This is a genomic window from Methylobacterium sp. Leaf466 (genome assembly GCF_001425565.1).
Taxonomy (GTDB): Bacteria; Pseudomonadota; Alphaproteobacteria; order Rhizobiales; family Beijerinckiaceae; genus Methylobacterium.
Genome location: NZ_LMRC01000012.1, coordinates 17,130 through 41,169, shown reverse-complemented (window position 1 = coordinate 41,169; position 24,040 = coordinate 17,130). Strand labels below are relative to the sequence as shown.

Sequence of the window (24,040 nt, the reverse complement as noted above, 5' to 3'; positions counted from 1 at the left end):
GCCCTCAGAACTGGCGCAGGTAGGGCGCCGGCTTCTGGCCGAGGATGCGCCAGGTGCCGGCCAGGCCCAGCACGATCGCGAACACCACGGCGAGGCCGGCCGCGACCAGGGCGCTCGACAGATCGAGGGCGAAGTCGAGCTTCATCACCTTCGTCACGATGACCCAGCCCGCCAGCGTGCCGGCCAGGAGCCCGAACACCGCCGTGACCGCGCCGAGCGCCCCGTATTCGAGGGCATAGGCGTGGAGGAGCCGCCAACGGGTGGCGCCCAGCGTCTTGAGCACCACCGCGTCGTAGAGGCGGGCCCGGTGACCGGCGGCGATGGCGCCGGCCAGGACGAACAGGCTCGCCACCACCGCGACCCCGCTGGCGCCGCGGATCGCCAGGACGAGCTTGCCGACGATGTCGTTGACCGCGTCGAGGGCGTCCTTCACCCGCACGCTGGTCACCGAGGGGAAGGCGCGGGCGACGTCGCGCAGGATCACCGCCTCGGCCTTGGCGTCCGGCCCGCCCGCGAGGGTCAGGGTGGCGAGGTCGGAATGGGGCGCCCCCCGGAAGGTGCCGGGCGAGAACACCATCACGAAGTTGATGCCGAGGTTGCGCCATTCGACCTTGCGCAGGTTGGCGATGGTGGCGGTCAGGGTCCGCCCGAGCACGTTCACGCTCACGGTGTCGCCCACCGAGAGGTCGAGGCGGCGCGCGAGTTCGGCGTCGAAGGAGACCAGCGGCGTGCGGGCCGCCTCGGCGTCCCACCAGGTGCCGGCGACCAGCTTCGACCCCTCCGGCAGGTCGGCCGCGTAGGTGATGCCGCGGTCGCCGTCGAGGACCCAGGCGGCATCGTCCGGCGCCTTGATCTGCCCGGCGGGCACGCCGTTGAGGGCGGCGATGCGCCCGCGCATCATCGGCACCCGCTCGATCTTGGCACCCGACGCCTGCTTCCCGAGAAAGTCGTGGAACGCGTCGGCGTCGGCCGAGGGGATGTCGAGGAAGAACAGGTTGGGCGCGCGCGCGGGCAGCGAGTTCGTGAGGGTGCGCCGGACGTTGACGTCGATGAGGCTCAAGGTCACCAGGAGCGTCACCCCGAGCCCGAGCGAGAGCACGATCGCCGGCGTCAGGGCGCCGGGACGATGGAGGTTGGCCAGGGCCATCCGGGGCGCGGCGAAGCGCGGGCGCGGCAGGCGCCTGGCTCCGGCCATCACGCCGATGGCGACGAGCCGCAGGAGGCCGAAGGCGAGCCCGGCCGCCGCGATGAAGATCAGCGCCACGCGCCGGTCGAAGGCGGTGACCAGCGAGAGGGCGACCAGGGCCGCCACCGCGCCGGCGAGGATCAGGCGGTAGCGCAGGCGGGTCCGCGCCGCGCTCGGGTCGACCACGTCGCGGAACAGACCCGACACCGGCACGTCGTGGGCCCGCCCGAGGGGGACGATGGCGAAGGCGAGCGCCGTCAGCAGGCCATAGGCCGCCGCCAGAGCGAGTTCCCCCGGCGACAGGGTCGGGTCGAGGGGCAGGGGCAGGTCGTTCCGGAACAGGGCGTCGAGGGCGAACGGCAGGCCGGCCCCGATCACGAGGCCGATCAGGGTGCCGAGGGTGGCGATCAGCATCACCTGCGTCAGGTAGAGCGCCACCACCTGGGCACCGGGCGCGCCGACGCTCTTGAGGGTGGCGATGGAGCCGCGCTTGCGCTCGACGAAGGCATGGACGGCGTTGGCCACGCCGACCCCGCCGACGATGAGGGCGGTGAGGCCCACCAGCGTCAGGAACTGCGTGAACCGCTCGATGCTCTTGGCGAACCGCGGGTCGGCATTGGTGCGCGCGCGCATCTCCCAGCCGGCATCGGGGGCCGCCGCGGCGATGGCGGCGGCCTTGTCGACGAGCTCCGCCTCGCTCGCCTCGGGCGCCTGCAGCCGGTAGCTGAACCGGTTGAGGCTGCCGGGCTGGATCAGGCCCGTGGCATCGAGGCCCGCCCGCGAGATCAGCACGCGCGGCCCGAAGCCGATGCCGTTGGCGATCTTGTCGGGCTCCGACACGAGGGTCGCCCGGATCGCCACCGGCTGCCCGGCGATGGTGATGCGGTCGCCGACCTTGAGGTCGAGGCGGGTGAGGAGCAGCGGATCGACGACGACGCCGAAGGCCCCGTCGGCCTGCGCCAGGAGGTCCTGCAGCGGCCGTTCGGGTTCGGTGACGAGGGTCCCGGCGCCGGGATAATCGCCACCCACCGCCTTCATCTCGACGAGGGCGGCGCTCTTGTCGCCGGCCAGCGCCATGGCCCGCAGGGTCGTCACCACCGAGACGGGCGCCTGCGCTTCCAGCGCCGCGAGCTCGGCCGGCGTCGCGGCGCGGTTGATCAGGCTGTAGGTGAGGTCGCCGCCCAGGATGCGCCGGCCTTCGCGGCCGAGCCCGTCCGTGAGCGAGCCGGCGATGGACGCGACCCCGGCGATCGCCGCGACGCCCAGCGCGATGCAGGCGAGGAACACCGCAAAGCCCGACAGCCCGCCGCGCAATTCGCGAAGCGCCAGGCGCAGGGTGAGGGGAAGGCGGCTCGGAGAGGCCGGGCGGCGCGCCGGTGCGGCCTCGGCCAGGGTACCCTGCAGATGCGTACTCACGCGGCCATGGCCTCCTCGACCCGGCCGGACCGCAGCCGGACGGTGCGATCGCACAGCCGCGCCAGCCCCGGATCGTGGGTGACGAGGACGAGGGTGGCGCCGCGGTCGCGCTTCAGGGCGAACAGCAGGTCGACGATCTGCCGGCCGGTGGTCTCGTCGAGGTTTCCGGTGGGCTCGTCCGCCACGAGGATGGCCGGGTCGGGCGCGATGGCCCGCGCGATCGCCACCCTCTGCTGCTCGCCGCCCGAGAGCTGGGCCGGATAGTGGTGCAGCCGGTGCCCGAGACCGACGGCCGCCAGTTCCGCCGCGGCGCGCTCGTGCGCCCCGTCCTTGCCGGCGAGTTCGAGGGGCAGGGCCACGTTCTCGATCGCCGTCATGGTCGGCACGAGGTGGAAGGCCTGGAACACGATGCCGATACGCCGGCCGCGAAACCGCGCGAGATCGTCCTCGCTCAAAGCGCCGAGGTCGGTGCCTTCGACCACGATCCGCCCGGCATCGGGCCGCTCGAGCCCGGCCATCACCATGAGCAGGGTCGACTTGCCCGATCCGGACGGGCCGACGAGGCCCACCGCCTCGCCCGCCGCGACATCGAGGGAAATGCCGCGCAGGACATGGACCCGGGCCGCCCCGCGCCCGAGGCTGAGGTCGATGTCGGACAGCGCGATGGTCGGCCCGACGGGGCGGGGTACCTGGTGGATCGTCTGGCGAGTTGTCTGGGAAGCGACCGACGACGGCTTGTCTGGCATCGATGGGAGACCGATCTTGGGGCGAGCGACGACGGATGGCGACGAGGATCGGGGACGTGTCGGAATGGATCTGTGCTCTGCGTCACATGACAGCCCCAGCGCCGGCCCCGCCGCGTCGGTTGAGCGCGATATGGTCCCGCCCCGGGCCCGGCGCCATGCGCCCCGGCTCGGGGCCGCACTGATGGCGCTCTTTGCCGCACTCGTCACGACGCTCTCGGTCGCCCTCGTGCTGCCGGGCGCGGTCCGGGCCGCGCCGGCCGGGCGGACGCTCAACCTCGTCGCCTTCGGCGACAGCCTCAGCGCCGGCTACCGGCTGCCGGCGAGCGCGGCCTTCCCGGCCGTGCTGGAACGGGCGCTGACGGCCAAGGGCCACGCCGTCAGCGTGGCCAATGCCGGCGTCTCCGGCGACACCGCCACAGGCGGCCTCGACCGCGTCGACTGGTCGGTGCCCGACGGGACCGACGGCGTCATCCTCGAGCTCGGCGCCAACGACATGCTGCGCGGCACCGATCCGGCGGTCACGCGAAAAGCGCTGGAGGCGATCGTCACGCGGCTGAAGGCGCGCGGCATTCCGGTGCTGCTCGCCGGCATGCACGCCTCGCGCAACCTCGGGCCGGACTACACGGCGCGGTTCGATGCGATCTTTCCCGATCTCGCCAAGGCCCACGACCTCGTCCTCTACCCGTTCTTCCTGAACGGGATCGTCGGCGACCGCACCTTCAACCTCGAGGACGGGCTCCATCCCAACACCAAGGGGGTCGAGACTATCGTCGCCGGCATCCTGCCGACCGTCGAGACCTTCATCGACCGCATCCGGTCCCGGGTGCCATGAGGAGCCGCCGCGGCGATTGACGCCGCGACCGGTGCGATCCAGACCCGCCCCGGGAAAAAATGCACCGGGAGAGACAGCCATGACGAAGGCCGCACGACACCATCGCATCGCCGTCATCGCCGGAGACGGCATCGGCAAGGAGGTGATGCCCGAAGGCGTCCGTGTCCTGGAACGTGTCGCCGAGCGCTTCGGCTTCACCCTCGACCTCGACGTCTTCGATTTCGCGTCCTGCGACTACTACGCCGCCCACGGCCGGATGATGCCCGAGGACTGGAAACAGCGGATCGGCGGCCACGACGCGATCTACTTCGGGGCCGTCGGCATGCCCGACCAGGTCCCCGACCACATCTCGCTGTGGGGCTCGCTGATCCTGTTCCGGCGGGAGTTCGACCAATACGTCAACCTGCGTCCCGTGCGCCTGATGCCCGGCGTGCCGTGCCCGCTGGCCGGCCGCAAGCCCGGCGACATCGACTTCTGGGTGGTGCGCGAGAATACCGAAGGCGAGTATTCCAACGCCGGCGGGCAGATGTTCCCCGGCACGGACCGCGAGTTCGCGGTGCAGGAATCGATCTTCACGCGGTTCGGCACGGACCGCGTGCTGCGCTTCGCCTTCGACCTGGCCAGGAGCCGGGCCAAGCGCCACCTGACCTCGGCGACGAAATCGAACGGCATCTCGATCACCATGCCGTTCTGGGACGAGCGGGTGAAGGCGGTCTCGCAGGATTATGCGGACGTGCGCTGGGACCAGTACCACATCGACATCCTGACGGCCCAGTTCGTGCTCAACCCCGATCGGTTCGACGTGGTGGTCGCCTCCAACCTGTTCGGGGACATCCTGTCGGACCTCGGCCCCGCCTGCACCGGCACGATCGGGATCGCGCCCTCGGCCAACATCAACCCGGAGCGGCGCTTCCCGTCGCTGTTCGAGCCCGTCCACGGCTCGGCCCCCGACATCGCCGGCAAGGGCATCGCCAACCCGATCGGGCAGATCTGGTCCGGGGCGATGATGCTCGACCACCTCGGCGAGCGGGACGCCGCCGCCGCCATCGTGGCCGCGATCGAACGGGTGCTCGCCGACCCGGAGACCCGCACCGGCGATCTCGGTGGCCGGGCCGACACCGCTGCCTGCGGCCGGGCGGTGGTGGCGGCCCTCGGCTGAGGGCCACCGCGGACACGGGCGCTCCCACCGGCCGGACCGTTCGCGAGAAGCCCCGGCTCGCCCCCACGGACGCCGACCGACGGGCGCAAGACGCGTGCCCGCCGGACCGTATTCGACGACCGACTTTCAATCGCGATCGACCGGAATGCTCAAACTTTTCGCCCTTTGCTCGCGAAGGCCAACAAGCGCTATCGCTTAGCTTGCCGTTGCCGGCAGTCTCGTCCCGACGTGATCTTTCGCAAGACCCACCGCGATGGGACGGAACGGTTTTGTATGCAGTCTCGTTTCGGGTTCGCGATGGCGTTCATTCGTGGCGCCGGATCTCGAATACGATTGGATGGATGGTCATGAATAAGCTCATGCGGAGCACGATGGCGGCTGCCCTGATGGTGGCCGGTGTGGCGAGCGCGGTCGCGCAGGGCGGTCCCGGCGGCGGTGGCGGCGCTGGAGGCGGTGCCGCCGGCGGGGCTGCTGGCGGCGGTGCGGGCGGCGGCGCCGGTGGTGGCGCCGGCGGCGGCGCAGGCATGGGTGGTGGCGGTGGCGCCGGGGGCGCCGGCATGCGTGGCGGCGCCGGTGAGTCGGGTGGCGCGGCCGGCGGTGCGGGTGGTGGCATGCGTGGCGGTGCCGGCGAGGCCGGCGGTGCGGCCGGTGCGCGCGGCGGTGCCGGCGAGGCCGGAACACCTGGCCGGGCCGGCGGTGCTCCCGGGCGGGGTGGCGAGGATGGCGCCCGCGGCGGCCGCGAAGGCGGGCAGATGGAGCGTGACGGCAAGGGCGCCGACAAAAGCGATCGCGACGGCAAGGGCGACCGTGACGGCAAGGGCGCCGAGCGGGGCGACCGCGACGGCAAGATGGACCGCGACGGACGCGACGGACGCGACGGACGCGGGGGCGATCGTGACGGCCGCGCGGATCGTGATGGACGTGGCGGCGACCGCGACGGTCGGGCGGACCGCGACGGACGCGGTGGCGATCGCGGAATGCGCGGCGAGCGCGGCGCGGCCCGCGGTGCCTTCGGCCGTCTCGGCGCCCCGCAGCGCACCGAGTTCCGCCAGAGCCTGCTTCGCCGTGGCGGCGTGACCCGTCTGGCCGCCGGCGCCTTCGCGCTGACGGTTGGGACCGCCATCGCCCGTAGCTACACCCTCTCGACCCTGCCGCCCGAGATCGTCCGGGTGGTGCCGGAGTACGAGGATTACCGCTACGTGCTGGTGGACGACGACATCGTCATCGTCGATCCCGACACCTACGAGATCGTCGACGTGATCCGCGGCTGAGCCGAAAAAGCGTGCGGCCTTCGGGCCGCGCGTTCACTGGCGGGCCGAGCGCTACCTGGGCCCGCGATCGAGCATTCGCGAAACGACGCGGGCCGTATAGTCGACCATCGGCACGATCCGCGCGTAGTTCAGCCGGGTCGGGCCGATGACGCCGACGACGCCGACGATCTTCTGGGACCCGTCCCGGAACGGAGCGGCGATCATCGACGAGCCGGACAGCGAGAACAGCTTGTTCTCCGAGCCGATGAAGATGCGCACGCCCTCGCCGCCCTCGGCACGGGACAGGAGGTCGATGACCTCCTTCTGCGTCTCGAGATCGGAGAACAGCAGCCGGATGCGTTCGAGGTCCTCCGCCGCGCGCAGGTCGTCGAGGAGATTGGCCTGGCCGCGCACGATCAGCTGGCGCGCCTCGCTCGGGCCGACGCTGACGGCGAGCCCGGCATCCACCAGCCGCTCGGTGATGGCGTCGAGCTCCTGCTTCATGGCCTGGCGCCCCGCCTCGATCTCGGCGCGCAGGCCGCCCAAGGTGCGGCCGTGCAGGCGGGCGTTGAGATAGTTCGAGGCCTCCTGGAGCGCGCCGGCCGGCAGGCCGGGCGGCAGGTCGAGCAGCCGGTTTTCCACCGACCCGTCGTCGGAGACGAGGACGACCAGGGCGCGCTGCGGGTCGAGCCGCACGAATTCGATGTGCTTGAGCTGCACGTTCGCCTTGGTGGTGACGACGACGCCGGCCCCCCGCGAGATGCCCGACAGCAGCGTCGAGGCCTCGGCCAGCGCACTCTCGAAGGTGTGGCCGGAGGCGGCCGCCCGCATCTGCGCCTCGATCCGCTCCTGTTCCTCGCGGCCGACGTCGCCGAGTTCCAGCATCGCATCCACGAAGAAACGCAGGCCCTGCTCGGTGGGAAGCCGCCCGGCCGAGGTGTGGGGTGCGAAGATCAGCCCGGAATGCTCCAGATCCGCCATCACGTTACGGATGGAGGCCGGCGAGAGCGGCATCGGCAGGATGCGGGCGAGGTTGCGCGAGCCCACCGGCTCCCCGGTGGACAGGTAACTCTCGACGATCTGCCGGAAGATTTCCCGCGCCCGCGTGTCGAGGCCGGAGAGGGCGTGGTGGGTCGAGAACGGGCGAGGGTGCTCTGTCACGGGTCCTGGTCCTGGTCCTGCACGGGTCGTCCTGCACGGGTCCTGATCCTGGCCGACCCCGCCGGCATCCCGGTGACGAGGGACGCACGAGACGGACCGCGGCGCGACACTAATCCCCGGCGGCCGCGAAATTAAGTCGGAGAAAAACACGCCGGTGTCGGGTCGTTTCGCGGGTGTCGGACGTTTGTCTCCGCTGATCGCGCTCGCCCGCCACCGCGGGCCGGCTCGATCCGAGTGAGTGCTTCACAGGAGTTCATGCGATGAAGTTCCCAACCCTGGCCGGTCTGGTCAAGTCGTCCGCCCTCGTCGTCGCCATCGTCGGCGGCATGATGTTCGGTAGCCCGAAGACCGCCGAGGCGGCTCCCGCCGTGGCTCCGATCGAGGTCGTCGCCCCGTCCACCGACATCGCCGAAGTCCGCTACGGTGGCGGTCACTGGCGTCATCACGGTCGCCATCACCGCCGCCACTTCCATCACCATCGCGGCCGTCACTTCGGCCACCATTACGGCCGTCGCCACCATCACCACCACGGCCGCCGCTTCCGGTACTGAGCCGCACGGGCGGGACACGACCCTTCGGGTCGGCGTCCCGCCGCTTGCCGCCCGCACGACGGACGCCTAAGAGCGCGGCCTCATCGTTCCGGACCACCCCGAGCGAGAGCACCCTGAGGAAGACGCCGATGCGGCCGTCGAAGCGCGCCACCGACGCCCTGCGTACCGTCACCCTCGAACGGTCGGTCGCCCGCTACGCCGAAGGGTCCTGCCTCGTCACCTTCGGCGAGACCAAGGTGCTGTGCACGGCCTCCCTCGAAGAGCGCGGCCCGCCGTGGCTGCGTGGTTCGGGCAAGGGCTGGGTCACGGCGGAATACGCGATGCTGCCGCGCGCCACCCACGAGCGCAACCGCCGCGAGGTCACGGCGGGCAAGCCGTCCGGGCGCACCCAAGAAATTCAGCGGTTGATCGGCCGCTCGCTGCGCGCGGTCACCAACCTGCCGGCCATCGGCGAGCGCCAGATCACCGTGGATTGCGACGTCCTCCAGGCCGACGGCGGCACCCGCACCGCCGCGATCACCGGAGCCTGGATCGCCCTGCACGATTGCTTCTCGTGGATGCGCGGCCGCTCGATCATCTCGGTCGACCCCCTGCGCGACCACGTCGCCGCCATCTCCTGCGGCATCTACAAGGGAACGCCCGTCCTCGATCTCGACTACGCCGAGGATTCGGCCGCCGAGACCGACGCGAACTTCGTGATGACCGGCTCGGGCGGTCTCGTGGAGGTGCAGGGCACCGCCGAGGGCAAGCCGTTCTCGGAGGAGGAACTCCTCAGCCTCCTGCGTCTGGCCAAGGGCGGCATCGCCGAACTGGTCGCCCTGCAGAAACAGGCCATCGCATGAGCGATCATCGCCTCCTTACCGGCAAGGTCGTGATCGCGACCCACAACCCGGGCAAGCTCGTCGAGATGCGCGAACTGCTCGCGCCGTTCGGGATCGAGGCCGTTTCGGCCGGAGAGCTCGGCCTGCCCGAGCCCGACGAGACCGGGACGATGTTCTGCGAGAACGCGGCGATCAAGGCCGAGGCCGCCGCCAGGGCGTCCGGCCTGCCCGCCTTCGCCGACGATTCCGGCCTGTGCGTGAATGCGCTCGACGGGGTACCCGGCCTGTTCTCCGCGCGCTGGGCCGGGCCGTCGAAGGATTTCGCCGGCGCCATGGGCCGGGTCGCGCACGAACTCGACCGCCGCGGCGCCACCGAGCGGCGTGCCCATTTCGTCTCGGCCCTGGTCATCGCCTGGCCCGACGGCCACCTGGAAACCTTCGAGGGCCGGGTCTTCGGCAGCATCGTGCCGCCGCGCGGCGGTCTCGGCTTCGGCTACGATCCGCTGTTCCTGCCCGACGACCACGACCGCACCTTCGGGGAGATGACGTCGGACGAGAAGCACGGCGTCGACTGGCAGTCCGGGGCGGCACTGTCGCACAGGGCCCGCGCCTTCGTTCTGCTGGCCGCGGCCTGCCTGCGGCGGGTATGAGTGCGACGGCCCGTCCCTCCGGCGAGGGAAGCGGGCCTCGTTCGGAACGGATTCGATCGCAGCGCATGTCGGCCCACCCCATGGCCCCCGACCATCCGACCCGCGACGTGGGCTTCGGGGTCTACCTGCACTGGCCGTTCTGCGCCGCCAAATGCCCCTATTGCGACTTCAACAGCCACGTCCGCCATGCCCCGGTCGACGAGACGCGCTACCTCGCCGCCTTCCGGGCCGAGATCGCCCACGTGGCGGCGCGCACCCCCGGTCGCACCGTCTCCAGCGTGTTCCTGGGCGGTGGCACCCCCTCGCTGATGAAGCCGGCCACCGTCGCCGGGCTCCTCGACGCCATCGCCACGGCCTGGGGCACCACCGGCGACGTCGAGATCACCCTGGAGGCCAACCCCACCAGCGTCGAGGCCGGTCGCTTCGCCGGATACCGGGCCGCCGGCGTCAACCGGGTCTCGCTCGGCGTCCAGGCCCTGGACGACGCCTCGCTCAAGCGCCTGGGCCGCCTCCATACGGCCGAGGAGGCCCTCGCGGCGGTGGCCGTGGCCGCCAGGCATTTCGACCGCTCGTCGTTCGACCTGATCTATGCCCGTCCCGACCAGACCGCGCAGGCCTGGCGGGCGGAACTGACCGATGCCATCGCGCGGGCCGCCGAGCACCTGTCGCTGTATCAGCTCACCATCGAGCCGGGCACGCCGTTCCACGGTCTGTTCACGGCCGGCAGGCTGGTGCCGCCGGACGACGACACCGCGCGCGTCCTCTACGACGTGACGCAGGAGGTCTGCGACCGCGCCGGCCTCGCCGCCTACGAGATCTCGAACCACGCCAGGCCCGGCGCGCAGTCGCGCCACAACCTGCTCTATTGGCGCTACGGCGAATACGCCGGCATCGGGCCGGGCGCCCACGGCCGCCTCGTGACGCCGCAGGGGCGGATCGGCACGGTGACCGAGCGCGCCCCCGAAACCTGGCTCGCGCGCGTCGAGGCCGACGGTCACGGCATCGTTTCCACCGAGACGCTGAGCCCGGCCGACCAGGGCGACGAGTTCCTGATGATGGGGATGCGCCTGGCCGAGGGCATCGACCCCGCCCGTTATGCGGCGTTGAAGGGCCGCGCCCTCGACGCGGATCGGCTCGCGACGCTCGTGGCGGAAGGATTGGTGGCGCGGCGGCCTGGCGGGCGCATCGCCACGACGGCCCGAGGCGCGCCGGTGCTGAACGCGGTCGTCGCGCAACTGGCGGGGTGAGGTCCCCCGGTCCCGGCCGGAGCAAACGTCAAGCACAGCGACAGTCTTGGAGAGCGACAGTCCTGCCGCAGGTCCGATAAAAACGCCGCTTCCCGCGGCGCCATGGTTTCCTCCCCATCGAAGGAATGGCAAGAGGACGGCATCGTCCGAGAGCGGCAGATCGGTCGCGATCGACGCACATGATGTCGAGGTCGTGCCCCGGTTTTCTGGCCCGCCGCCTCAGGGAGTTTATGTCGATGATCACACGCAGGTATCGGACCGTCGCGCTGGCCCTTGGCGTCTGCACCGCCGTCGGCCTCGGCGGGGCGGCCGACGCGGCCCAATGCGGCAACACCGGTGCCGGATTCGAGGCATGGAAACAGCAGTTCGCCGACGAGGCCAAGGGCCGGGCGAGCGCGGCCAGCCTCGCCGCCCTCATGACGACGTCCTATTCCACCGCTACCATTTCGGCGGACCGGGGCCAGAAGAGCTTCAAGCTTACCCTCGACCAGTTCCTGGCCAAGCGCGGCGGCCCGGCCATCGTCTCGCGCGGGCGGTCGCTCAAGCAGTCGCAGGCAGCTTTGTTCGCTTCGATCGAGCAGCGCTACGGCGTGCCGGCCGGCCCGCTCCTGGCGATCTGGGGCATGGAGACGGGCTTCGGCGCGGTGAAGGGCAACATCAACACGCTCTCGGCCGTGGCGACGCTCGCCTACGACTGCCGCCGCTCGGAGTTCTTCACCGACCAGCTCTACGCCGCCCTCACCCTGGTCGACAGGGGCATCCTCAGCTCGAGCACCCGCGGTGCGGCCCACGGTGAGATCGGCCACACCCAGTTCCTGCCCAAGAGCGTCCTGAACTACGGCACCGGCGGCAGCCTCGACAACGCTCCGGCCGCGTTGAACGCCACGGCCAACTTCCTGAAGGCCCACGGCTGGCGGGCCGGCGCCGGCTACCAGCCCGGCGAGCCGAACTTCGCGGCGATCCAGGGCTGGAACGCGGCCTCGGTCTACCAGCGCGCCATCGCGCTCCTCGGCAAGCGGATCGACGGCGAGTAGTCGCTCAGGTCCCCGAAGGCCCGAGCGCCCGCGGCGCCGGGCTGACGATGGCGGCACCGCCGCTGCGGATCTCGCTGACGGCGAGCGAGCGGTCGCTCGCGCCGTTGGGCCGGAAGCGGAAGGTGCCGTCGGTGCCGGCGAACCCCGCCGGGTTGGTGAGCGTGGCGTCGGCAAAGCGCTGCGAGCCGTATTGGCGGGTCAGTGCCGCGCTCAGCGAGACCGCGTCGTAGGCCAGGGTCGCCACCCGGGGCGGCGCCGCCCCGAACCGGGCCTGGTAGCGTTGCGAGAAGGTTGCGAACCCGGCAGGATCGGCGGCCGCGAACCAGCCGCCCTGAAGCGCGGGGAGGGCGAACACCCTCGGGTCGTTCCACAAGGCGGTGCCGAGGGGTTTGACGCGGGCGGGCGAGAAGCCGGCCCGGGTGAGCGCCGGGGCGAGGGCGGTGAGCCCCTCCGGCGTGTCGGGCAAAAACAGCGCATCCGCCTGCGCGCCGGGGCCGGCGATCAGGCCCGAGACGCGGGCGACGGCGGCGGCCGGGTTGCCGGGAGGGTAGCGTTCCAGGACGACAAGACGCGCGCCCTTTCGCGCCACGGCCTCCCGGAACTGCGCCTCGACGGCGTTGCCGTAGCTCGATTCCGGAATGAGGGCGGCGAACGAGGTCCGGCCGCCGGCCACCGCCGCGTCGACGATGCGGTCGACCTCGGTCTGGGGCAGGAAACTGAGGAGATAGACGCCCCGCGCCGCCACCGCCGCATCGGTTGAGAAGGCGACCATCGGCTTGCCCACGGGGCGGACGACGCCGGCGACGGCCTGAACGTTGGCGGCGAACAGCGGCCCGAGGACCAGGTCGGCCCCGTCCGTCAGCGCGGCCTGTGCCGCCTCGCGGGCACCGTCCGGCGTGCCACGGTCGTCCTTCACCAGGATCTCCAGGTCGGGCTTCTGGAAATCCTCGATGGCGAGTTCGGCGGCGTTGCGCATCGCCGTGCCGATCGCCGCCCCCTGTCCGGTAAGCGGCAGGATCAGCGCGAGCTTGACCGAACCGGCACCGATCCGGGTGCCCGAAGCGGGGACCGCATCGGCGGCGACCGGTGCATCGGCCGCCACCGGCGGCGTGCGCGCCGCAGACCGGGGACCGCCGTCGGGCCCGCCGACGCAGGCGGCGAGCGCGCATGCGAACAGGCCGACGGCCGGAGCGAGGCCGCGGGGGAGGGCATGCCGCCGCCTGCCGAAGCGATCTCGTAGGCGCATGGCTCCCCCCTTCAGCTTGCGACCGCCGGCCGTCGGTCGGGCTTAAAGTCTGGGGGCGAAAAGTAAATGTCCGGCGGTCCCCGCCCGCGCCATTCCATCGCCGGCGTTCGCCGTGGCAAGGTGGCGCCCATGACCAAGGCAGCGCCACCCACCCGCATCGACAGCCGCAGCCGGCGGCGGCCGGCCCTGCCCGAGGGCAAGGCGCCGGCCACCTTCACCGCCTTCGGCCTCGCGGCGGAGGCGCAGCCCCTGGAGCCCGGCCTGCACGTGGTCGCCACCCCCATCGGCAACCTGAAGGACGTGTCGTTCCGCGCCCTCGCGACCCTGGCCGCGGCGGACGCCGTGCTGGCCGAGGACACCCGCGTCACCCGCACGCTCTTGATGCACTACGGGATCACCACCCCGCTGGTGGCCTATCACGAGCATTCCAACGCGGCGGTGCGCGAGCGGATGATCGCGCGCATGCAGGCCGGCGAGGCCCTGGCCCTGGTCTCGGACGCGGGCACGCCCCTGGTCTCGGACCCCGGCTTCAAGCTCGTCCAGGCGGCGATCGAGGCGGGCCTCGTCATCACCCCGATTCCCGGGCCCTCGGCGGTGATGACGGCCATCGTCGCCGCAGGCCTGCCCACCGATCGCTTCTTCTTCGAGGGGTTCCTGCCGCACAAGTCCGGGGCGCGGCGCAACCGCCTCGCTGCCCTCGCGGACATTCCCGGGACGCTGGTGCTGTTCGAATCGCCCCATCGCCTGCCGGAGATGCTGGCGGACGCCGTCGCGATCCTCGGACCCGCCCGCCCGGCGGCGGTGGCCCGCGAATTGACCAAGCTCTACGAGACCATTCGGCGCGGCACCCTCGGCTCCCTGGCCGAAACCTTCGCGGAAGAGGGGGCGCCCAAGGGCGAGGTCGTCGTCGTGATCGGGACGCCCACCGAGGAGCCCGCCGCCGAGGAGGGGGACGCCGGGCTCGATGCGGCCATCGCCCTGGCACTGGAGCGACATTCGATCAAGGACGCGGCGGCCCTCGTGGCCGACGAGACCGGCCAGCCGCGCCGGGCGGTCTACGCCCGCGCCCTCGTGCTGGCGCGGCGATGACGAGGGGGCGGCTCGCGGGTCCCGAAGGACGCCGCCGCGCCACCTATCTGCGCGGACGCACCGCCGAGACGCTGGCGCTCGTCGCGTTGATGCTCAAGGGGTATCGGCCGCTCGCCCGGCGCTTCAGCGCGGCCGGGGGCGAGATCGACCTGATCCTGCGCCGGGGCGAGACCATCGCCTTCGTGGAGGTGAAGGCCCGGGCCCGGATGCGGGATGCGGTGGAGGCGATCGACGCGAGGAAGCGGGCGCGGTTCTCGCGGGCCGTGCGCGGCTGGATCAGCCGCCATCCCCGCCACGCCGGGCTGGTCTTCAGGGCCGACGCGGTCTTCGTCGCCCCGGCCTCCTGGCCGGTGCACGTGCCGGACGCCTTCCCGATCGAAGGGCTGTAAGGCCGCTACTTCCGGGCGGCGACGATGGCCGCCGTCAGGGTGCGCTTGAGGTCGGCCTGGCTGAACGGCTTCTGCACCACCGGGCAATCCCGGAACGGCTCGCGGATGCCGGCACCACCGTAGCCGGTGGAGAACACCAGCGGCAGCGTGCGGCGCACGATCGCCTCGGCCACCGGATAGATCGGCTCGCCGGCCACGTTCACGTCGAGGATCGCGACGTCGAAGCTCTCGGCCTCGGCCATCTCGAGGGCGGTGGCCAGACGCGCGGCGGGGCCGACCACGGTGCAGCCGAAGTCGAGGAGCATGTCCTCGAGCAGCATCGAGATCGCCGCCTCGTCTTCGACGACCAGCACCCGGACTCCGTTCAGCAGGTCGTCGTTCGCTTCAGCACTCACGCTGCGATGTCTTCCCTAGGGTGCGTCGTCGTCGAGAAGGCCGCAGCCTCGACCCTTGGATCGCCTGCCCGCGGCAAGCGACGAACCGGGTCGGGGAGCGGCGTCTGCCATGCTCGGTCTCGGACGACGGACCCGAGCCGTCGCCCGTCCGGGGCGTGGTGTCAAGCTCCGGACGTCCTGTAGAACCCCTCGACGTTCGCGTAATGTAACGCAGTGATACATCGGCGCGACACACGGTATGAAAGAATACACTCGCGATGCCCGTTACGGTGCGCATGACGGCCGAAGAACCAGCGTGACGCGTGTGTCGCACGCCACCCTCCCCAGGCGATCCCTCGTCGCTGGAGCGATGGTCGCCTTCGCGCTCGTCGACGCCTCCCGGCGCGGCGCCGTGGCGGCGGACCGCCCCCTCGTGGTCGCTTCGAAGAGCGATACGGAGGGCGCCCTGACCGGAGCCATGATCGCCCTGGTGCTCGAAGGGCTCGGCCTGACCGTAAAGCGGCGCCTCGGGCTCGGCCCGACCCTGATCGTCCGCTCAGCGCTGCTGTCGGGCGATGTCGACGTCTATCCCGAATACACCGGCAACGGCGCCTATTTCACCGGTACCGAGACCGACCCCGCCTGGCGGACGCCGGAGGGCGCCTTTTCGAGCATCGCCCGCAGCGATGCCGCCCGTGGCCTCGTCTGGCTGGAGCGGGCGCCGGCCAACAACACCTGGCTCATCGCGGTCCGGGGCGATCTCGCCCGGCGCGAGGGACTGGCGACGATGGCCGATTTCGCCGAGGCCGTGCGGCGTGGCCTGATCCGGCTCGCCGCCTCCACCGAGTTCGTCGAGAGCCCGGCGGCCTTGCCGGCCTACGAAGCGGCCTACGGCTTCCACATGCCGCGAGACCGTGTGATCAGCCTCCCCGGCGGCGACACCGCCGTGACCGCGCGGGCGGCGGCGCAGGGGATCAGCGGCGTCGATGCGGGCATGGTCTACGGCACCGACGGCGCCCTCTCCGCCCTCGACCTCGTGGTGATGGCCGACCCCAAAAACGCGCAGATCGTCTACGAGGTGGCGCCGGTGATCAGGGAGGCCAGCCTCGCCCGGCACCCCGGCATCCGCCCGGCCCTGGCCGACCTGTTCCGCTCCCTCGACGCCGCGACCCTGCGCCGGCTTAACGCCGCCGTGGCGGTTGAGGGCGAGCCGGCCGAAGCGGTGGCCGCGCGCTACCTCGCCGACCGGCGCGGGGGCCGATGACGACCGCCCGTGCCGCCGCGGCCGCCATCCTCGCCCTGGCGCTGGCGGCGAGCCTCTACGGGCTGCCGCTCCTGTCGGTGGCCGCCAACCGGCTCGCGCTCGGGACGCCGGCGTTCGGTGCCGCGGCCGGCGGCGGCCACGTCCATGCCGTGGCCGGCCTCGGTCTCGCCGGGCTGGCTTTGCTCGCCGCCGCGCCGGGACGGGTGGGCGCCGCCCTGGCCCTGCCGATATTCGGCGCCGCCGTGCTTCTGTTGGCGGCCGGTCTCGGCGCGGGCGCGACCGCCCTCCTCGACGGCCGCCCCACCGCCGCCAGGGCGAGCGTCGGATCGGGCGGCTGGTGCGCGGTCATGGTCCTGCTGGCGGCGGCGGGCTGGTCGGTCCGCGCTTTCCGGATGCCGGGGTTCGGCGCCATCGCCATCGCGGGGCTGGCCGCGGGCCTGACCACGCTCGCCCGGTCGGGCACCCTCGATCACCTCTCGCTGGCCGTGGAGTTCCGCGCCCGCCACGCCGTCCTCGGCGAGGCGATCGTCCAGCACCTCGTCCTGGCCGGCGGCGCCCTCGTCCTCGCCTGCCTCTGTGCGGTGACGATGTCCCTGTGGCGGCGCGGTCAGGGTCTGGTGGAGGTGGTGGTGAGCGGCATCCAGGTGGTGCCGGCGGTGGCCCTGTTCGGCGCCCTGGTCGGCGCCTTCTCGGCCGTCCTGAGCGCTGTACCGAGCCTGCGCGAAGCCGGGCTCAGCGCACTCGGGCCCGGCCCCGCCATCCTCGGCATCGCGGCCTACCTGCTGCTGCCGCTCTGGCGCGGCCTGGCGGCCGGGCTCGGGGGAACACCGGCCACCCTGGTCGATGCCGCAGAGGCCGTCGGCCTCGGCCGCCGTCAGGTCCTCCTGTCGGTCAGGCTTCCCCTCGGCGCTCCGGTCCTCGTCGGCGCCCTGCGGGTCGCGGCCGTGCAGAGCCTCGGCCTCGCGACCCTGGGTGCCCTCGTGGGTGCGGGCGGGCTCGGACGCATCGTGTTCGATGGCATGGCGCAATTCGCCCCCGACCTGATCCTGCTCGGGGCCCTGCCCATCGTCGGCCTGTCCCTCGCGGCCGATGCGGGCCTCGGGGCGGCCGAGGCCATGGCACGACGGCGGTGGCACTCATGAGCATCGGGAAGGCAGGGGGCTCGGCCCTGGCCGGGGCAGTCCTGGCCGCGGCGAGCCTTCCCGGTGTCGCCGGCTCCCTCGTCGCGGCCTTCGGGCAACCGGCCCTGCGGCCGGTGAGCCTGGACCGGCTGGTGGACCTCGCCACCGGCCATGTGTCCATCGCGGCCGGCGGACTCGCCGTCATGGCCATCCTCGGGGTCGGCCTCGGCATCCTGGTGACGCGGGCGGGCGCCCTGGCCTGGCGTGGAGAGATCGACCGGGTGGCAGCCTTCGCGCAGGCCGTGCCGCCGGTGGTGGTGGTGGCCCTCGCCCTGCCGGTGCTGGGCTTCGGGGGGCCGCCGACGCTGCTCGCGCTCGTCGCCTACGGCATCATGCCGGTGCTGCGCGGGACGATCGGCGCCATCGAAGGCGTTCCGACCGATGCGCGCGAGGCGGGCAGGGCCATCGGGTTGAGCGATCTCCAGGTCCTGCGGCAGGTGGAACTGCCGCTCGCCGCGCCGGGGATCCTCGACGCCCTGCGCACCGGCCTCGTCCTCGCGGTGGCGACCGCAGCGGTGGGGGCGCTCGCCGGCGCCGCCACCCTCGGCACCCCCATCGTCGCCGGCCTCCAGAACCAGAACCTGGTTCCGCTGCTCCAGGGTGCCTGCGCCACGGCGGCGCTGGCGTTCCTATGCGATGCCGCGATGCTCGCCGTCGCAGGTCTCTTGCGCCGCGCTACTCGTCCTTGAACTCCACCACGGCGCCCTTCTCGACGAGGGTGGCGAGGTCGCGCACGTCCCAGTTCGTGAGCCGGACGCAGCCGTGCGACTCGGTCTTGCCCACCTTCTCCGGCTCGGCGGTGCCGTGGATGCCGTAGGAGGGGATCGACAGGTCGATCCAGGCGAGCCCCACGGGGTTGTTGGGGCCGGGACGGATCGTGAAGGGCTTCTTGGCCTTGACGCCGTCGAAGGCGTACTTCGGGTCGTAGGTATAGGTCGGCTCGAAGGCCACCGCCTCGACCTTGGCGGTGCCGGACGGCGCCGGCTTCTCGTCGCTGCCGATCGAGGCGGGATAGAACCTGAGCTGGGTCCCGTCACGGTCGAACGCGCGGACCTGGCGTGCGGCTTTGTCGACCACGATGCGGGTCACCCGCGGCGGTTCCTGGTCGTCTTTCAGCGTGTCCGGCTTCTCCGTGCCGGCTTTTTCCGTGCCGGCTTTTTCCTTCCCCGCTTTCCCCTTGAGCGCCCGCGGCTTGCCCCTCTCCATCGGCGGCACCGCCGCCACGGTGACGAGGGTACCGGCCTTGTCGAAGGCCGCATCGGGGTTGAGGGCCGCCAGGAGAGCGCCGCTCATGTGGAAGCGTTCGGCCAGCATCTCGCGCGGGGTCTCGTAGCCCATCGCCTTGAGGTCGGCCTGATCCTCCATCTTGGCGGGGATCTCGTCGACGTAGGGCCCGGCGACGTCGTCCTCGGTGAGGGTGTAGTCGACCAGGACCGGGTCGGCGCTGGTCGCCTGGAGGGTCTCGAACAACGGCTTGCCGAGGGACTTCCCGGCCGAGGCGTCCTTGGTCGAGGCGTCCTTGGCTGACGAGTCCTTGGCTGACGCGTCCTTGGCCGCGCCTTCCTTAGCCGCGCCTTCCCGGGCCGCGGCGAAGGCGGCGAGCGCGCCGCGGAGGTTGTCGCCATCGCGCCCGTCGATGGCGCCCGGGGAGAACCGCGCCCGATCGAGGAGGACCTGCACCTTGACGAGCAGCGGGTCGGGCCGTTCGCCCGCCGCCTTGCGCGCGGTGTCCTTTTTCAACGCACGGCCGGCCCCGGCTCCCTCGTCCGCGAAGGCCGCGCCGTTGACGCCATCCCTGGTCAGCCGCTCGTCGTCGGGGGCGGCCAGGGCATGGCCGCCCCCGACAACCAGGGCAAACAGCACCGCACCCGTCCGCATCGCCGCCGTCGTCGTCATCGCCGTCCTACCCCGGTCGTCCATCCGGACCATCAAGCCACGAGGACCGATGCCGTTCCCGGCCTATTGGCAGAGTCGGTGACCGGCGGACCGTTCCCGCTCGTCGAGATGCAGGTGGTTGGCGTGCGCGGCGTCCGAGCCAGGCCCCAGCACCGTGCGGAAGAAGGCGCAGGCCTTGGCCTGGGCACTGGCCTGGAAGGCCGCCTCCGGCGTCCCCTTGGCCGCAGGCCCGACCGCGATGGCGGGGCGGCCCGTGAAGCCGTAACCCATCACGTCGACGCCGTTGGCGAAGGCGTGCTCGCTGAGCTTGGCATCCGGATCGTGGTTCTGGCCGCGGCACAGGTAGGAGGTGCCGATGCCGAGAATGGCCAGCGGTGCGCCAAGGTCCCGCTCCGCGAAGACCTGGACCTCCGTCGTCCAGCGCGCCAGGGCCTCGGCGGCAGGACAGACCAGGGTGGCCGGCGGATTGAGCGCGACACCCTTGAGACTCGAGACCAGCAGCGGCCTCGCCGCCCCGCATTGGCCGAGCGCGATCGGGGGCAGGGGCGAGACGACGGCGCCGAGGCCTTCGAGGCGCCGGCGACAGGCGGTGTCGTCCACCGCCTCGACCTTGATGGCGAGGGCGGTCTCGGAGCCGAGGTCGGCGGGACGCGGCGGCGGGGCCGGCATCTCGGCCGGCGGCGGCGCGGCGACGGCGGGTGCCGGAGCCGCCGGCGTCAGCTCGCTCGGCCGCTCGGGCGGCGGCGGCGCGCTCGGAGGCACCGGCGAGGGAGTTGGCGCAGGGGTTGTCGCAGGAGTTGGCACAGGATTCGGCGATGCGGCGGAGGAGCCGAGTTCTTCCGGGCGGGGAGGGGGCACCGGCGAGGGTGACTGTATCGCCGGCTTGTCTTGGACCGAGGACGTCTCCCGGACAGCGGTCTTCTCTTCGGCTGCGGTCGAGCCGGACGGCGGCATGACGGTGAAGAGCCCCCCGGACAGGGCGACGAACAGACAGACTTTCACCCTCGATGGGTGTGCTCGTCGCGGCGTCGGCATCGCATTCCCCTCACGCGTCGCCCGCGTCGTCATCGACGTCGGGTCTTCACCGCATACCGATCGGGAGCGGCCGCGTCGCCCTGTGTCGCAAAGGATGGCTTTGCGCGGGGCCAAGGCCCCTCTACCTTCAGGGCCATCGGCGGCGCGATCCCGCCAGGACGACCAAGGACGACAATGACCACGAGCACCACCCTTTCCGGCCCGTTCGCAGAGCCCGCCTGGGATACCCCCTTCGGATTGCCGCCGTTCGAGCGGATCGAGGCGGCGCACTTCCTGCCGGCCTTCGAGGAGGCCCTGGACGCCCATACCGCCGAGATCGCGGCCATCGCCGGCCATCCGGACGCGCCGACCTTCGCCAACACCGTCGTCGCCATGGAAACGGCCGGACAGGCCCTCGACCGGGTCGCCTCGGTGTTCTTCAACCTGAGCGGCAGCCACACCAATCCGGAGCTGCAGGCGGTCGAGCGCGCGATCACGCCGCGGCTGGCGCGCCACGGCAGCGCGATCTACCTCGACCCCCGGCTCTGGGCCCGGATCGCCGGCGTGGACGAGACCGCCGAGGCGCTGGGACCGGAGGAGCGGCGCGTCCTCGACCGTTACCGGACCCGCTTTCGCCGGTCGGGCGCCGACCTCGCCCCCGAGGCCAAGGAACGGATGGCCCAGATCAGCGGCCGCATGGCGGAACTCGGCACCAGCTTCAGCCAGAACCTGCTCGCCGACGAGAGCGGCTTCGTCCTGCCCCTCCACGGCGAGGACGACCTGGCCGGCCTGCCGCCCTTCCTGAAGGCCGCCGCCGCCAGCGCCGCCAAGGAGCGCGGCGTCGAGCACGGCCACGTCATCACCCTGTCGCGCTCGCTGATCGAGCCCTTCCTCGTCTTCTCCACCCGCCGCGACCTGCGCGAGCGCGCCTACGAGGCCTGGACCCGGCGCGGCGAGGGCGGCGGCGCTCACGACAACCGCGGCATCATCGCCGAGATCGTCGCCCTGCGCGCGGAGCGGGCGAGACTCCTGGGCTTCGAGAGCTTCGCGCATTTCAAGCTTGCCGACACCATGGCGGGGACCCCCGACGCGGCCATGGACCTCCTGCGCAACGTCTGGACGCCCGCCCATCGCCGCGCGGCGGCCGAGCGCGACCGACTCCAGGCCCTGGTCCAGGCGGAAGGGGGCAACTTCGCCCTCGCCCGCCACGACTGGCGCTTCTACGCCGAGAAGCTGCGGCGGGTGGAGCACAACCTCGACGAGGGCGAGATCAAGCCGTACCTCTCCCTCGACGGGGTCATCGCGGCGGCCTTCGACACCGCCTCGCGCCTGTTCGGCCTCGTCTTCGAGGAACTGGCGGAGTTCCCGCGCTACCATCCCGACATCCGCGCCTGGAGCGTGCGCAACGCCGACGGGTCTCAGGTCGGCGTCTTCATCGGCGACTATTTCGCCCGCGCCTCGAAGCGCAGCGGCGCCTGGATGAGCGCCTTCCGCTCGCAGGAGCGCCTGATCGGCGACGTCAAGCCGATCATCGTCAACGTGATGAACTTCGCCAAGGCGCCGGCCGGGGAGGCGACCCTCCTGTCCTTCGACGACGCGCGCACCTTGTTCCACGAGTTCGGCCACGCCCTGCACGGGCTCCTCTCGGACGTGACCTATCCGCTGCTGGCGGGCACCGCCGTCTCGGGCGACTTCGTGGAACTGCCCTCGCAGCTCTACGAGCACTGGTTCGAGCAGCCGCAGGTCCTGCGCGAGCACGCCCGGCACTACGTCACCGGCGAGCCGATGCCCGAGGACCTGCTGGCGCGCCTGCTCGCCGCACGCACCTTCAACCAGGGATTCTCGACGGTGGAATACACCGCCTCGGCCATCGTCGACATGACGCTGCACCTCTCGAGCGCCGGCGAGGACGGCCTCGACGTGGCGGCCTTCGAGGCGGATGCGCTGGAACGCATCGCCATGCCGGCCGAGATCTCCATGCGCCATCGCAGCCCGCATTTCGCGCACATCTTCTCGGGCGACGGCTATGCGGCCGGCTACTACAGCTACCTGTGGTCGGAAGTGCTCGACGCCGACGCCTTCGACGCCTTCCGCGAGGCCGGGGACATCTTCCATCCCGAGACGGCGGCGCGCCTGCGCACCTACGTCTACGGTGCCGGCAACCTCCGCGACCCGAAGGAGGCCTACACCGCCTTCCGCGGGCGCCTGCCGAGCATCACGCCGCTGCTGCGCCAGCGCGGCCTGGCCGCGTGAGGCCGGGGGGTTACCGCCCGAACATGGTAACCCTTCGGTAAACAAACGTCCTTAACGATGGAGACCTGTTTCATCGGGACGGTTTCTCATGACGGATACGGTCGTCGCGGCAAAGCCGCCGTCTGCAACCCCGGCCGGCGCCTCGGCCGAGGCTCTGCTCAAGCAGGCCGTCTCGGGATCGGCCAAGACCCGGCCCGACGCGCCGCCGGTGGTGACCGCCGCCCGTGCCCTGCGGCGCAAGACGTTCGGCTTCGTCGACGCCCGCGCAGCGGCAGTCGGCGGGGCCGCCCTCAGCATCGGCCTGATCCTCGGGGCGGGGGGCACCGCCCTCACCATCCCGCGCGACGCCACGGCCCCGCTGACCCTGTCGGCGATCAAGACCGATCTCGAGGCGGGACGCAGCGAGACCGCTCGCATCGCCACGCAGATCGGCCGGCTGGCCGCCACGGTCGGCCAGTCCGGCGAACGCGCGGCCGAGGACGCCAAGGCGATCCGGGCCGAGGTCTCGCAGCGGATCGCACGGATGGAACAGGCGATCGCCGCGCGCCTCGTCGCGTTGACCGATAAACAGGACGTGTCCGACCGCGAGCAGGCCGCTCGCATCGCCAGCCTCGGCGCGGTCATCGACAAGCGCCTCGCGGTCCCCGCCGCCCCGGCGCCGCAACCTGTGGCGCCGCAGGCGGCCAAGGCCGCTCCAGCCGAGCCGGTGCAGACGGGGTCGCTGGCCGATCCCAAGGGGGCGGTCGAGACCAAGCCGAAGACGGCGGCGGTGACGAACTGGGCGGTTCGGGAGGTCTACGACGGCATCGCCGTCCTGGAGGACCGCAAGCGGCGCCTCGTGGAGGTCGCGCGTGGCGACATGGTGCCCGGAGTCGGTCGGGTGGAGACCATCGAGCGTCGCGGCCGCGCTTGGGCCGTCGTGACGAAGGACGGTGTGATCACAGCGCAGGATTGGTAGTCGAATCGCACGGGCCGGCGAACCGACCCGTCACGACGGGCGGTCCGGATCAAGCTGCCCTAGGAGGTCGAGATCGCCGCCTCGGTCTGTCCGGCGCGCTGGGGAAACCGCATCTCCATCGTCAGCGGATCGGCGAGCGCAGCCGAGCGATCGGCACGGCAACGACCGTGCGTCAGGGCGCGGTCCTGGGCTTCACGGGTCGGGTACAGGATCGCGGCGAGGAGGGCGAAGCCTTCCGTATCGGAGTCGAGGTTCTTGGCATCGAAAACGGGCATTGCGGTCACCGGACCTGTGGGACACCAGGAAGATTTCGAAAACGCGAC

Annotated in this window: 23 protein-coding genes; 15 read left to right on the top strand and 8 right to left on the bottom strand. The window is 72.0% G+C overall.

What is annotated here, in order from left to right:
- Positions 1-4 precede the first annotated feature (4 nt).
- Both ASG59_RS06620 and ASG59_RS06615 read right to left on the bottom strand, forming a co-directional pair.
- Complete coding sequence (locus ASG59_RS06620; protein ID WP_056408042.1) at positions 5-2,590, bottom strand: FtsX-like permease family protein; 2,586 nt, start codon at positions 2,588-2,590, stop codon at positions 5-7.
- Positions 2,591-2,598: 8 nt separating this feature from the next.
- Complete coding sequence (locus tag ASG59_RS06615; protein WP_244475652.1) at positions 2,599-3,348, bottom strand: ABC transporter ATP-binding protein; 750 nt, start codon at positions 3,346-3,348, stop codon at positions 2,599-2,601.
- A 181-nt stretch (positions 3,349-3,529) separates the two neighbouring features.
- On the opposite strand from ASG59_RS06615, the gene ASG59_RS06610 reads away from it, so the two are divergent.
- The 3 genes from ASG59_RS06610 (at position 3,530) to ASG59_RS06600 (ending at position 6,610) form a co-directional block, all read left to right on the top strand.
- On the top strand, positions 3,530-4,180 hold the full coding sequence (locus tag ASG59_RS06610; protein WP_056408035.1) for an arylesterase: 651 nt from the start codon (positions 3,530-3,532) through the stop codon (positions 4,178-4,180).
- Between the two features lie 79 nt (positions 4,181-4,259).
- Positions 4,260-5,339 carry a tartrate dehydrogenase gene (locus tag ASG59_RS06605; RefSeq protein ID WP_056407634.1) on the top strand — a complete coding sequence of 360 codons (1,080 nt, stop codon included), beginning with the start codon at positions 4,260-4,262 and terminating at the stop codon, positions 5,337-5,339.
- Positions 5,340-5,686: 347 nt separating this feature from the next.
- Entirely contained in the window at positions 5,687-6,610 is a 924-nt protein-coding gene (locus ASG59_RS06600) for a DUF1236 domain-containing protein (protein ID WP_056408032.1), read from the top strand.
- Positions 6,611-6,661: 51 nt separating this feature from the next.
- Here the strand turns inward: ASG59_RS06600 and hrcA are convergent, their stop codons facing one another.
- On the bottom strand, positions 6,662-7,750 hold the full coding sequence (gene hrcA / locus ASG59_RS06595) for a heat-inducible transcriptional repressor HrcA (protein WP_056283934.1): 1,089 nt from the start codon (positions 7,748-7,750) through the stop codon (positions 6,662-6,664).
- 260 nt (positions 7,751-8,010) lie between these two features.
- Between hrcA and ASG59_RS06590 the strand changes: the two genes are divergently transcribed.
- The 5 genes from ASG59_RS06590 (at position 8,011) to ASG59_RS06570 (ending at position 12,053) form a co-directional block, all read left to right on the top strand.
- A complete protein-coding gene (locus tag ASG59_RS06590; RefSeq protein ID WP_055885420.1) occupies positions 8,011-8,301 on the top strand; it encodes a hypothetical protein in 291 nt (96 codons plus the stop codon).
- A 128-nt stretch (positions 8,302-8,429) separates the two neighbouring features.
- Positions 8,430-9,143 (top strand): ribonuclease PH, encoded by a 714-nt coding sequence (gene rph, locus ASG59_RS06585; protein ID WP_055885417.1) that lies wholly within the window; start codon positions 8,430-8,432, stop codon positions 9,141-9,143.
- Positions 9,140-9,772 carry an RdgB/HAM1 family non-canonical purine NTP pyrophosphatase gene (rdgB, locus tag ASG59_RS06580; RefSeq protein WP_056407633.1) on the top strand — a complete coding sequence of 211 codons (633 nt, stop codon included), beginning with the start codon at positions 9,140-9,142 and terminating at the stop codon, positions 9,770-9,772. The genes rph and rdgB overlap by 4 nt, the downstream gene beginning before the upstream one ends.
- Before the next feature lie 65 nt (positions 9,773-9,837).
- Complete coding sequence (gene hemW, locus ASG59_RS06575) at positions 9,838-11,019, top strand: radical SAM family heme chaperone HemW (RefSeq protein ID WP_056407631.1); 1,182 nt, start codon at positions 9,838-9,840, stop codon at positions 11,017-11,019.
- Positions 11,020-11,255: 236 nt separating this feature from the next.
- On the top strand, positions 11,256-12,053 hold the full coding sequence (locus tag ASG59_RS06570) for a lytic transglycosylase domain-containing protein (RefSeq protein WP_055886342.1): 798 nt from the start codon (positions 11,256-11,258) through the stop codon (positions 12,051-12,053).
- 4 nt (positions 12,054-12,057) lie between these two features.
- Here the strand turns inward: ASG59_RS06570 and ASG59_RS06565 are convergent, their stop codons facing one another.
- Positions 12,058-13,299: a penicillin-binding protein activator gene (locus ASG59_RS06565; protein ID WP_082528657.1), complete on the bottom strand. Its 1,242-nt coding sequence runs from the start codon at positions 13,297-13,299 to the stop codon at positions 12,058-12,060.
- 129 nt (positions 13,300-13,428) lie between these two features.
- On the opposite strand from ASG59_RS06565, the gene rsmI reads away from it, so the two are divergent.
- Together rsmI and ASG59_RS06555 are read left to right on the top strand one after the other, a co-directional pair.
- A complete protein-coding gene (rsmI, locus tag ASG59_RS06560) occupies positions 13,429-14,388 on the top strand; it encodes a 16S rRNA (cytidine(1402)-2'-O)-methyltransferase (RefSeq protein ID WP_056408024.1) in 960 nt (319 codons plus the stop codon).
- On the top strand, positions 14,385-14,777 hold the full coding sequence (locus tag ASG59_RS06555) for a YraN family protein (protein WP_055885409.1): 393 nt from the start codon (positions 14,385-14,387) through the stop codon (positions 14,775-14,777). The genes rsmI and ASG59_RS06555 overlap by 4 nt, the downstream gene beginning before the upstream one ends.
- Before the next feature lie 5 nt (positions 14,778-14,782).
- Here the strand turns inward: ASG59_RS06555 and ASG59_RS06550 are convergent, their stop codons facing one another.
- Entirely contained in the window at positions 14,783-15,172 is a 390-nt protein-coding gene (locus ASG59_RS06550; RefSeq protein WP_055885406.1) for a response regulator, read from the bottom strand.
- A 349-nt stretch (positions 15,173-15,521) separates the two neighbouring features.
- Here ASG59_RS06550 and ASG59_RS06545 point away from each other — a divergent pair, with 349 nt between their 5' ends.
- Genes ASG59_RS06545 through ASG59_RS06535 form a run of 3 tightly spaced genes read left to right on the top strand, consistent with a single transcriptional unit; the run spans position 15,522 to position 18,285 of the window.
- Positions 15,522-16,415 carry a glycine betaine ABC transporter substrate-binding protein gene (locus ASG59_RS06545; protein ID WP_056407629.1) on the top strand — a complete coding sequence of 298 codons (894 nt, stop codon included), beginning with the start codon at positions 15,522-15,524 and terminating at the stop codon, positions 16,413-16,415.
- Positions 16,412-17,557, top strand: a complete 1,146-nt coding sequence (locus ASG59_RS06540; protein ID WP_056407627.1) for an ABC transporter permease subunit — start codon at positions 16,412-16,414, stop codon at positions 17,555-17,557. The genes ASG59_RS06545 and ASG59_RS06540 overlap by 4 nt, the downstream gene beginning before the upstream one ends.
- Complete coding sequence (locus ASG59_RS06535) at positions 17,554-18,285, top strand: ABC transporter permease subunit (RefSeq protein ID WP_056407625.1); 732 nt, start codon at positions 17,554-17,556, stop codon at positions 18,283-18,285. The genes ASG59_RS06540 and ASG59_RS06535 overlap by 4 nt, the downstream gene beginning before the upstream one ends.
- Here ASG59_RS06535 and ASG59_RS06530 read toward each other — a convergent pair.
- Positions 18,272-19,474: a L,D-transpeptidase gene (locus ASG59_RS06530; RefSeq protein WP_056408021.1), complete on the bottom strand. Its 1,203-nt coding sequence runs from the start codon at positions 19,472-19,474 to the stop codon at positions 18,272-18,274. The two genes, ASG59_RS06535 and ASG59_RS06530, sit on opposite strands and share 14 nt — an antisense overlap.
- Before the next feature lie 81 nt (positions 19,475-19,555).
- Positions 19,556-20,254 carry an extensin family protein gene (locus ASG59_RS06525; RefSeq protein WP_244475651.1) on the bottom strand — a complete coding sequence of 233 codons (699 nt, stop codon included), beginning with the start codon at positions 20,252-20,254 and terminating at the stop codon, positions 19,556-19,558.
- Positions 20,255-20,701: 447 nt separating this feature from the next.
- Here ASG59_RS06525 and ASG59_RS06520 point away from each other — a divergent pair, with 447 nt between their 5' ends.
- On the top strand, positions 20,702-22,759 hold the full coding sequence (locus ASG59_RS06520) for a M3 family metallopeptidase (RefSeq protein WP_056407623.1): 2,058 nt from the start codon (positions 20,702-20,704) through the stop codon (positions 22,757-22,759).
- Between the two features lie 88 nt (positions 22,760-22,847).
- Complete coding sequence (locus ASG59_RS06515) at positions 22,848-23,717, top strand: hypothetical protein (RefSeq protein WP_055885391.1); 870 nt, start codon at positions 22,848-22,850, stop codon at positions 23,715-23,717.
- Positions 23,718-23,776: 59 nt separating this feature from the next.
- Here the strand turns inward: ASG59_RS06515 and ASG59_RS06510 are convergent, their stop codons facing one another.
- Positions 23,777-23,992 (bottom strand): hypothetical protein, encoded by a 216-nt coding sequence (locus ASG59_RS06510; RefSeq protein ID WP_056407621.1) that lies wholly within the window; start codon positions 23,990-23,992, stop codon positions 23,777-23,779.
- Positions 23,993-24,040 lie beyond the last annotated feature (48 nt).

Excerpts from the sequence above, each read along its gene's own strand:
- hemW (WP_056407631.1), top strand. The coding sequence starts at position 9,838 with ATGTCGGCCCACCCCATGGCCCCCGACCATCCGACCCGCGACGTGGGC.
- ASG59_RS06600 (WP_056408032.1), top strand. The coding sequence starts at position 5,687 with ATGAATAAGCTCATGCGGAGCACGATGGCGGCTGCCCTGATGGTGGCC.
- ASG59_RS06515 (WP_055885391.1), top strand. The coding sequence starts at position 22,848 with ATGACGGATACGGTCGTCGCGGCAAAGCCGCCGTCTGCAACCCCGGCC.
- ASG59_RS06540 (WP_056407627.1), top strand. The coding sequence starts at position 16,412 with ATGACGACCGCCCGTGCCGCCGCGGCCGCCATCCTCGCCCTGGCGCTG.
- ASG59_RS06615 (WP_244475652.1), bottom strand. The coding sequence starts at position 3,348 with ATGCCAGACAAGCCGTCGTCGGTCGCTTCCCAGACAACTCGCCAGACG.
- rph (WP_055885417.1), top strand. The coding sequence starts at position 8,430 with ATGCGGCCGTCGAAGCGCGCCACCGACGCCCTGCGTACCGTCACCCTC.
- ASG59_RS06570 (WP_055886342.1), top strand. The coding sequence starts at position 11,256 with ATGATCACACGCAGGTATCGGACCGTCGCGCTGGCCCTTGGCGTCTGC.
- ASG59_RS06610 (WP_056408035.1), top strand. The coding sequence starts at position 3,530 with ATGGCGCTCTTTGCCGCACTCGTCACGACGCTCTCGGTCGCCCTCGTG.
- ASG59_RS06555 (WP_055885409.1), top strand. The coding sequence starts at position 14,385 with ATGACGAGGGGGCGGCTCGCGGGTCCCGAAGGACGCCGCCGCGCCACC.
- ASG59_RS06530 (WP_056408021.1), bottom strand. The coding sequence starts at position 19,474 with ATGCGGACGGGTGCGGTGCTGTTTGCCCTGGTTGTCGGGGGCGGCCAT.
- ASG59_RS06565 (WP_082528657.1), bottom strand. The coding sequence starts at position 13,299 with ATGCGCCTACGAGATCGCTTCGGCAGGCGGCGGCATGCCCTCCCCCGC.
- ASG59_RS06590 (WP_055885420.1), top strand. The coding sequence starts at position 8,011 with ATGAAGTTCCCAACCCTGGCCGGTCTGGTCAAGTCGTCCGCCCTCGTC.
- ASG59_RS06520 (WP_056407623.1), top strand. The coding sequence starts at position 20,702 with ATGACCACGAGCACCACCCTTTCCGGCCCGTTCGCAGAGCCCGCCTGG.
- rsmI (WP_056408024.1), top strand. The coding sequence starts at position 13,429 with ATGACCAAGGCAGCGCCACCCACCCGCATCGACAGCCGCAGCCGGCGG.
- ASG59_RS06510 (WP_056407621.1), bottom strand. The coding sequence starts at position 23,992 with ATGCCCGTTTTCGATGCCAAGAACCTCGACTCCGATACGGAAGGCTTC.
- ASG59_RS06535 (WP_056407625.1), top strand. The coding sequence starts at position 17,554 with ATGAGCATCGGGAAGGCAGGGGGCTCGGCCCTGGCCGGGGCAGTCCTG.
- ASG59_RS06545 (WP_056407629.1), top strand. The coding sequence starts at position 15,522 with ATGGTCGCCTTCGCGCTCGTCGACGCCTCCCGGCGCGGCGCCGTGGCG.
- rdgB (WP_056407633.1), top strand. The coding sequence starts at position 9,140 with ATGAGCGATCATCGCCTCCTTACCGGCAAGGTCGTGATCGCGACCCAC.
- ASG59_RS06605 (WP_056407634.1), top strand. The coding sequence starts at position 4,260 with ATGACGAAGGCCGCACGACACCATCGCATCGCCGTCATCGCCGGAGAC.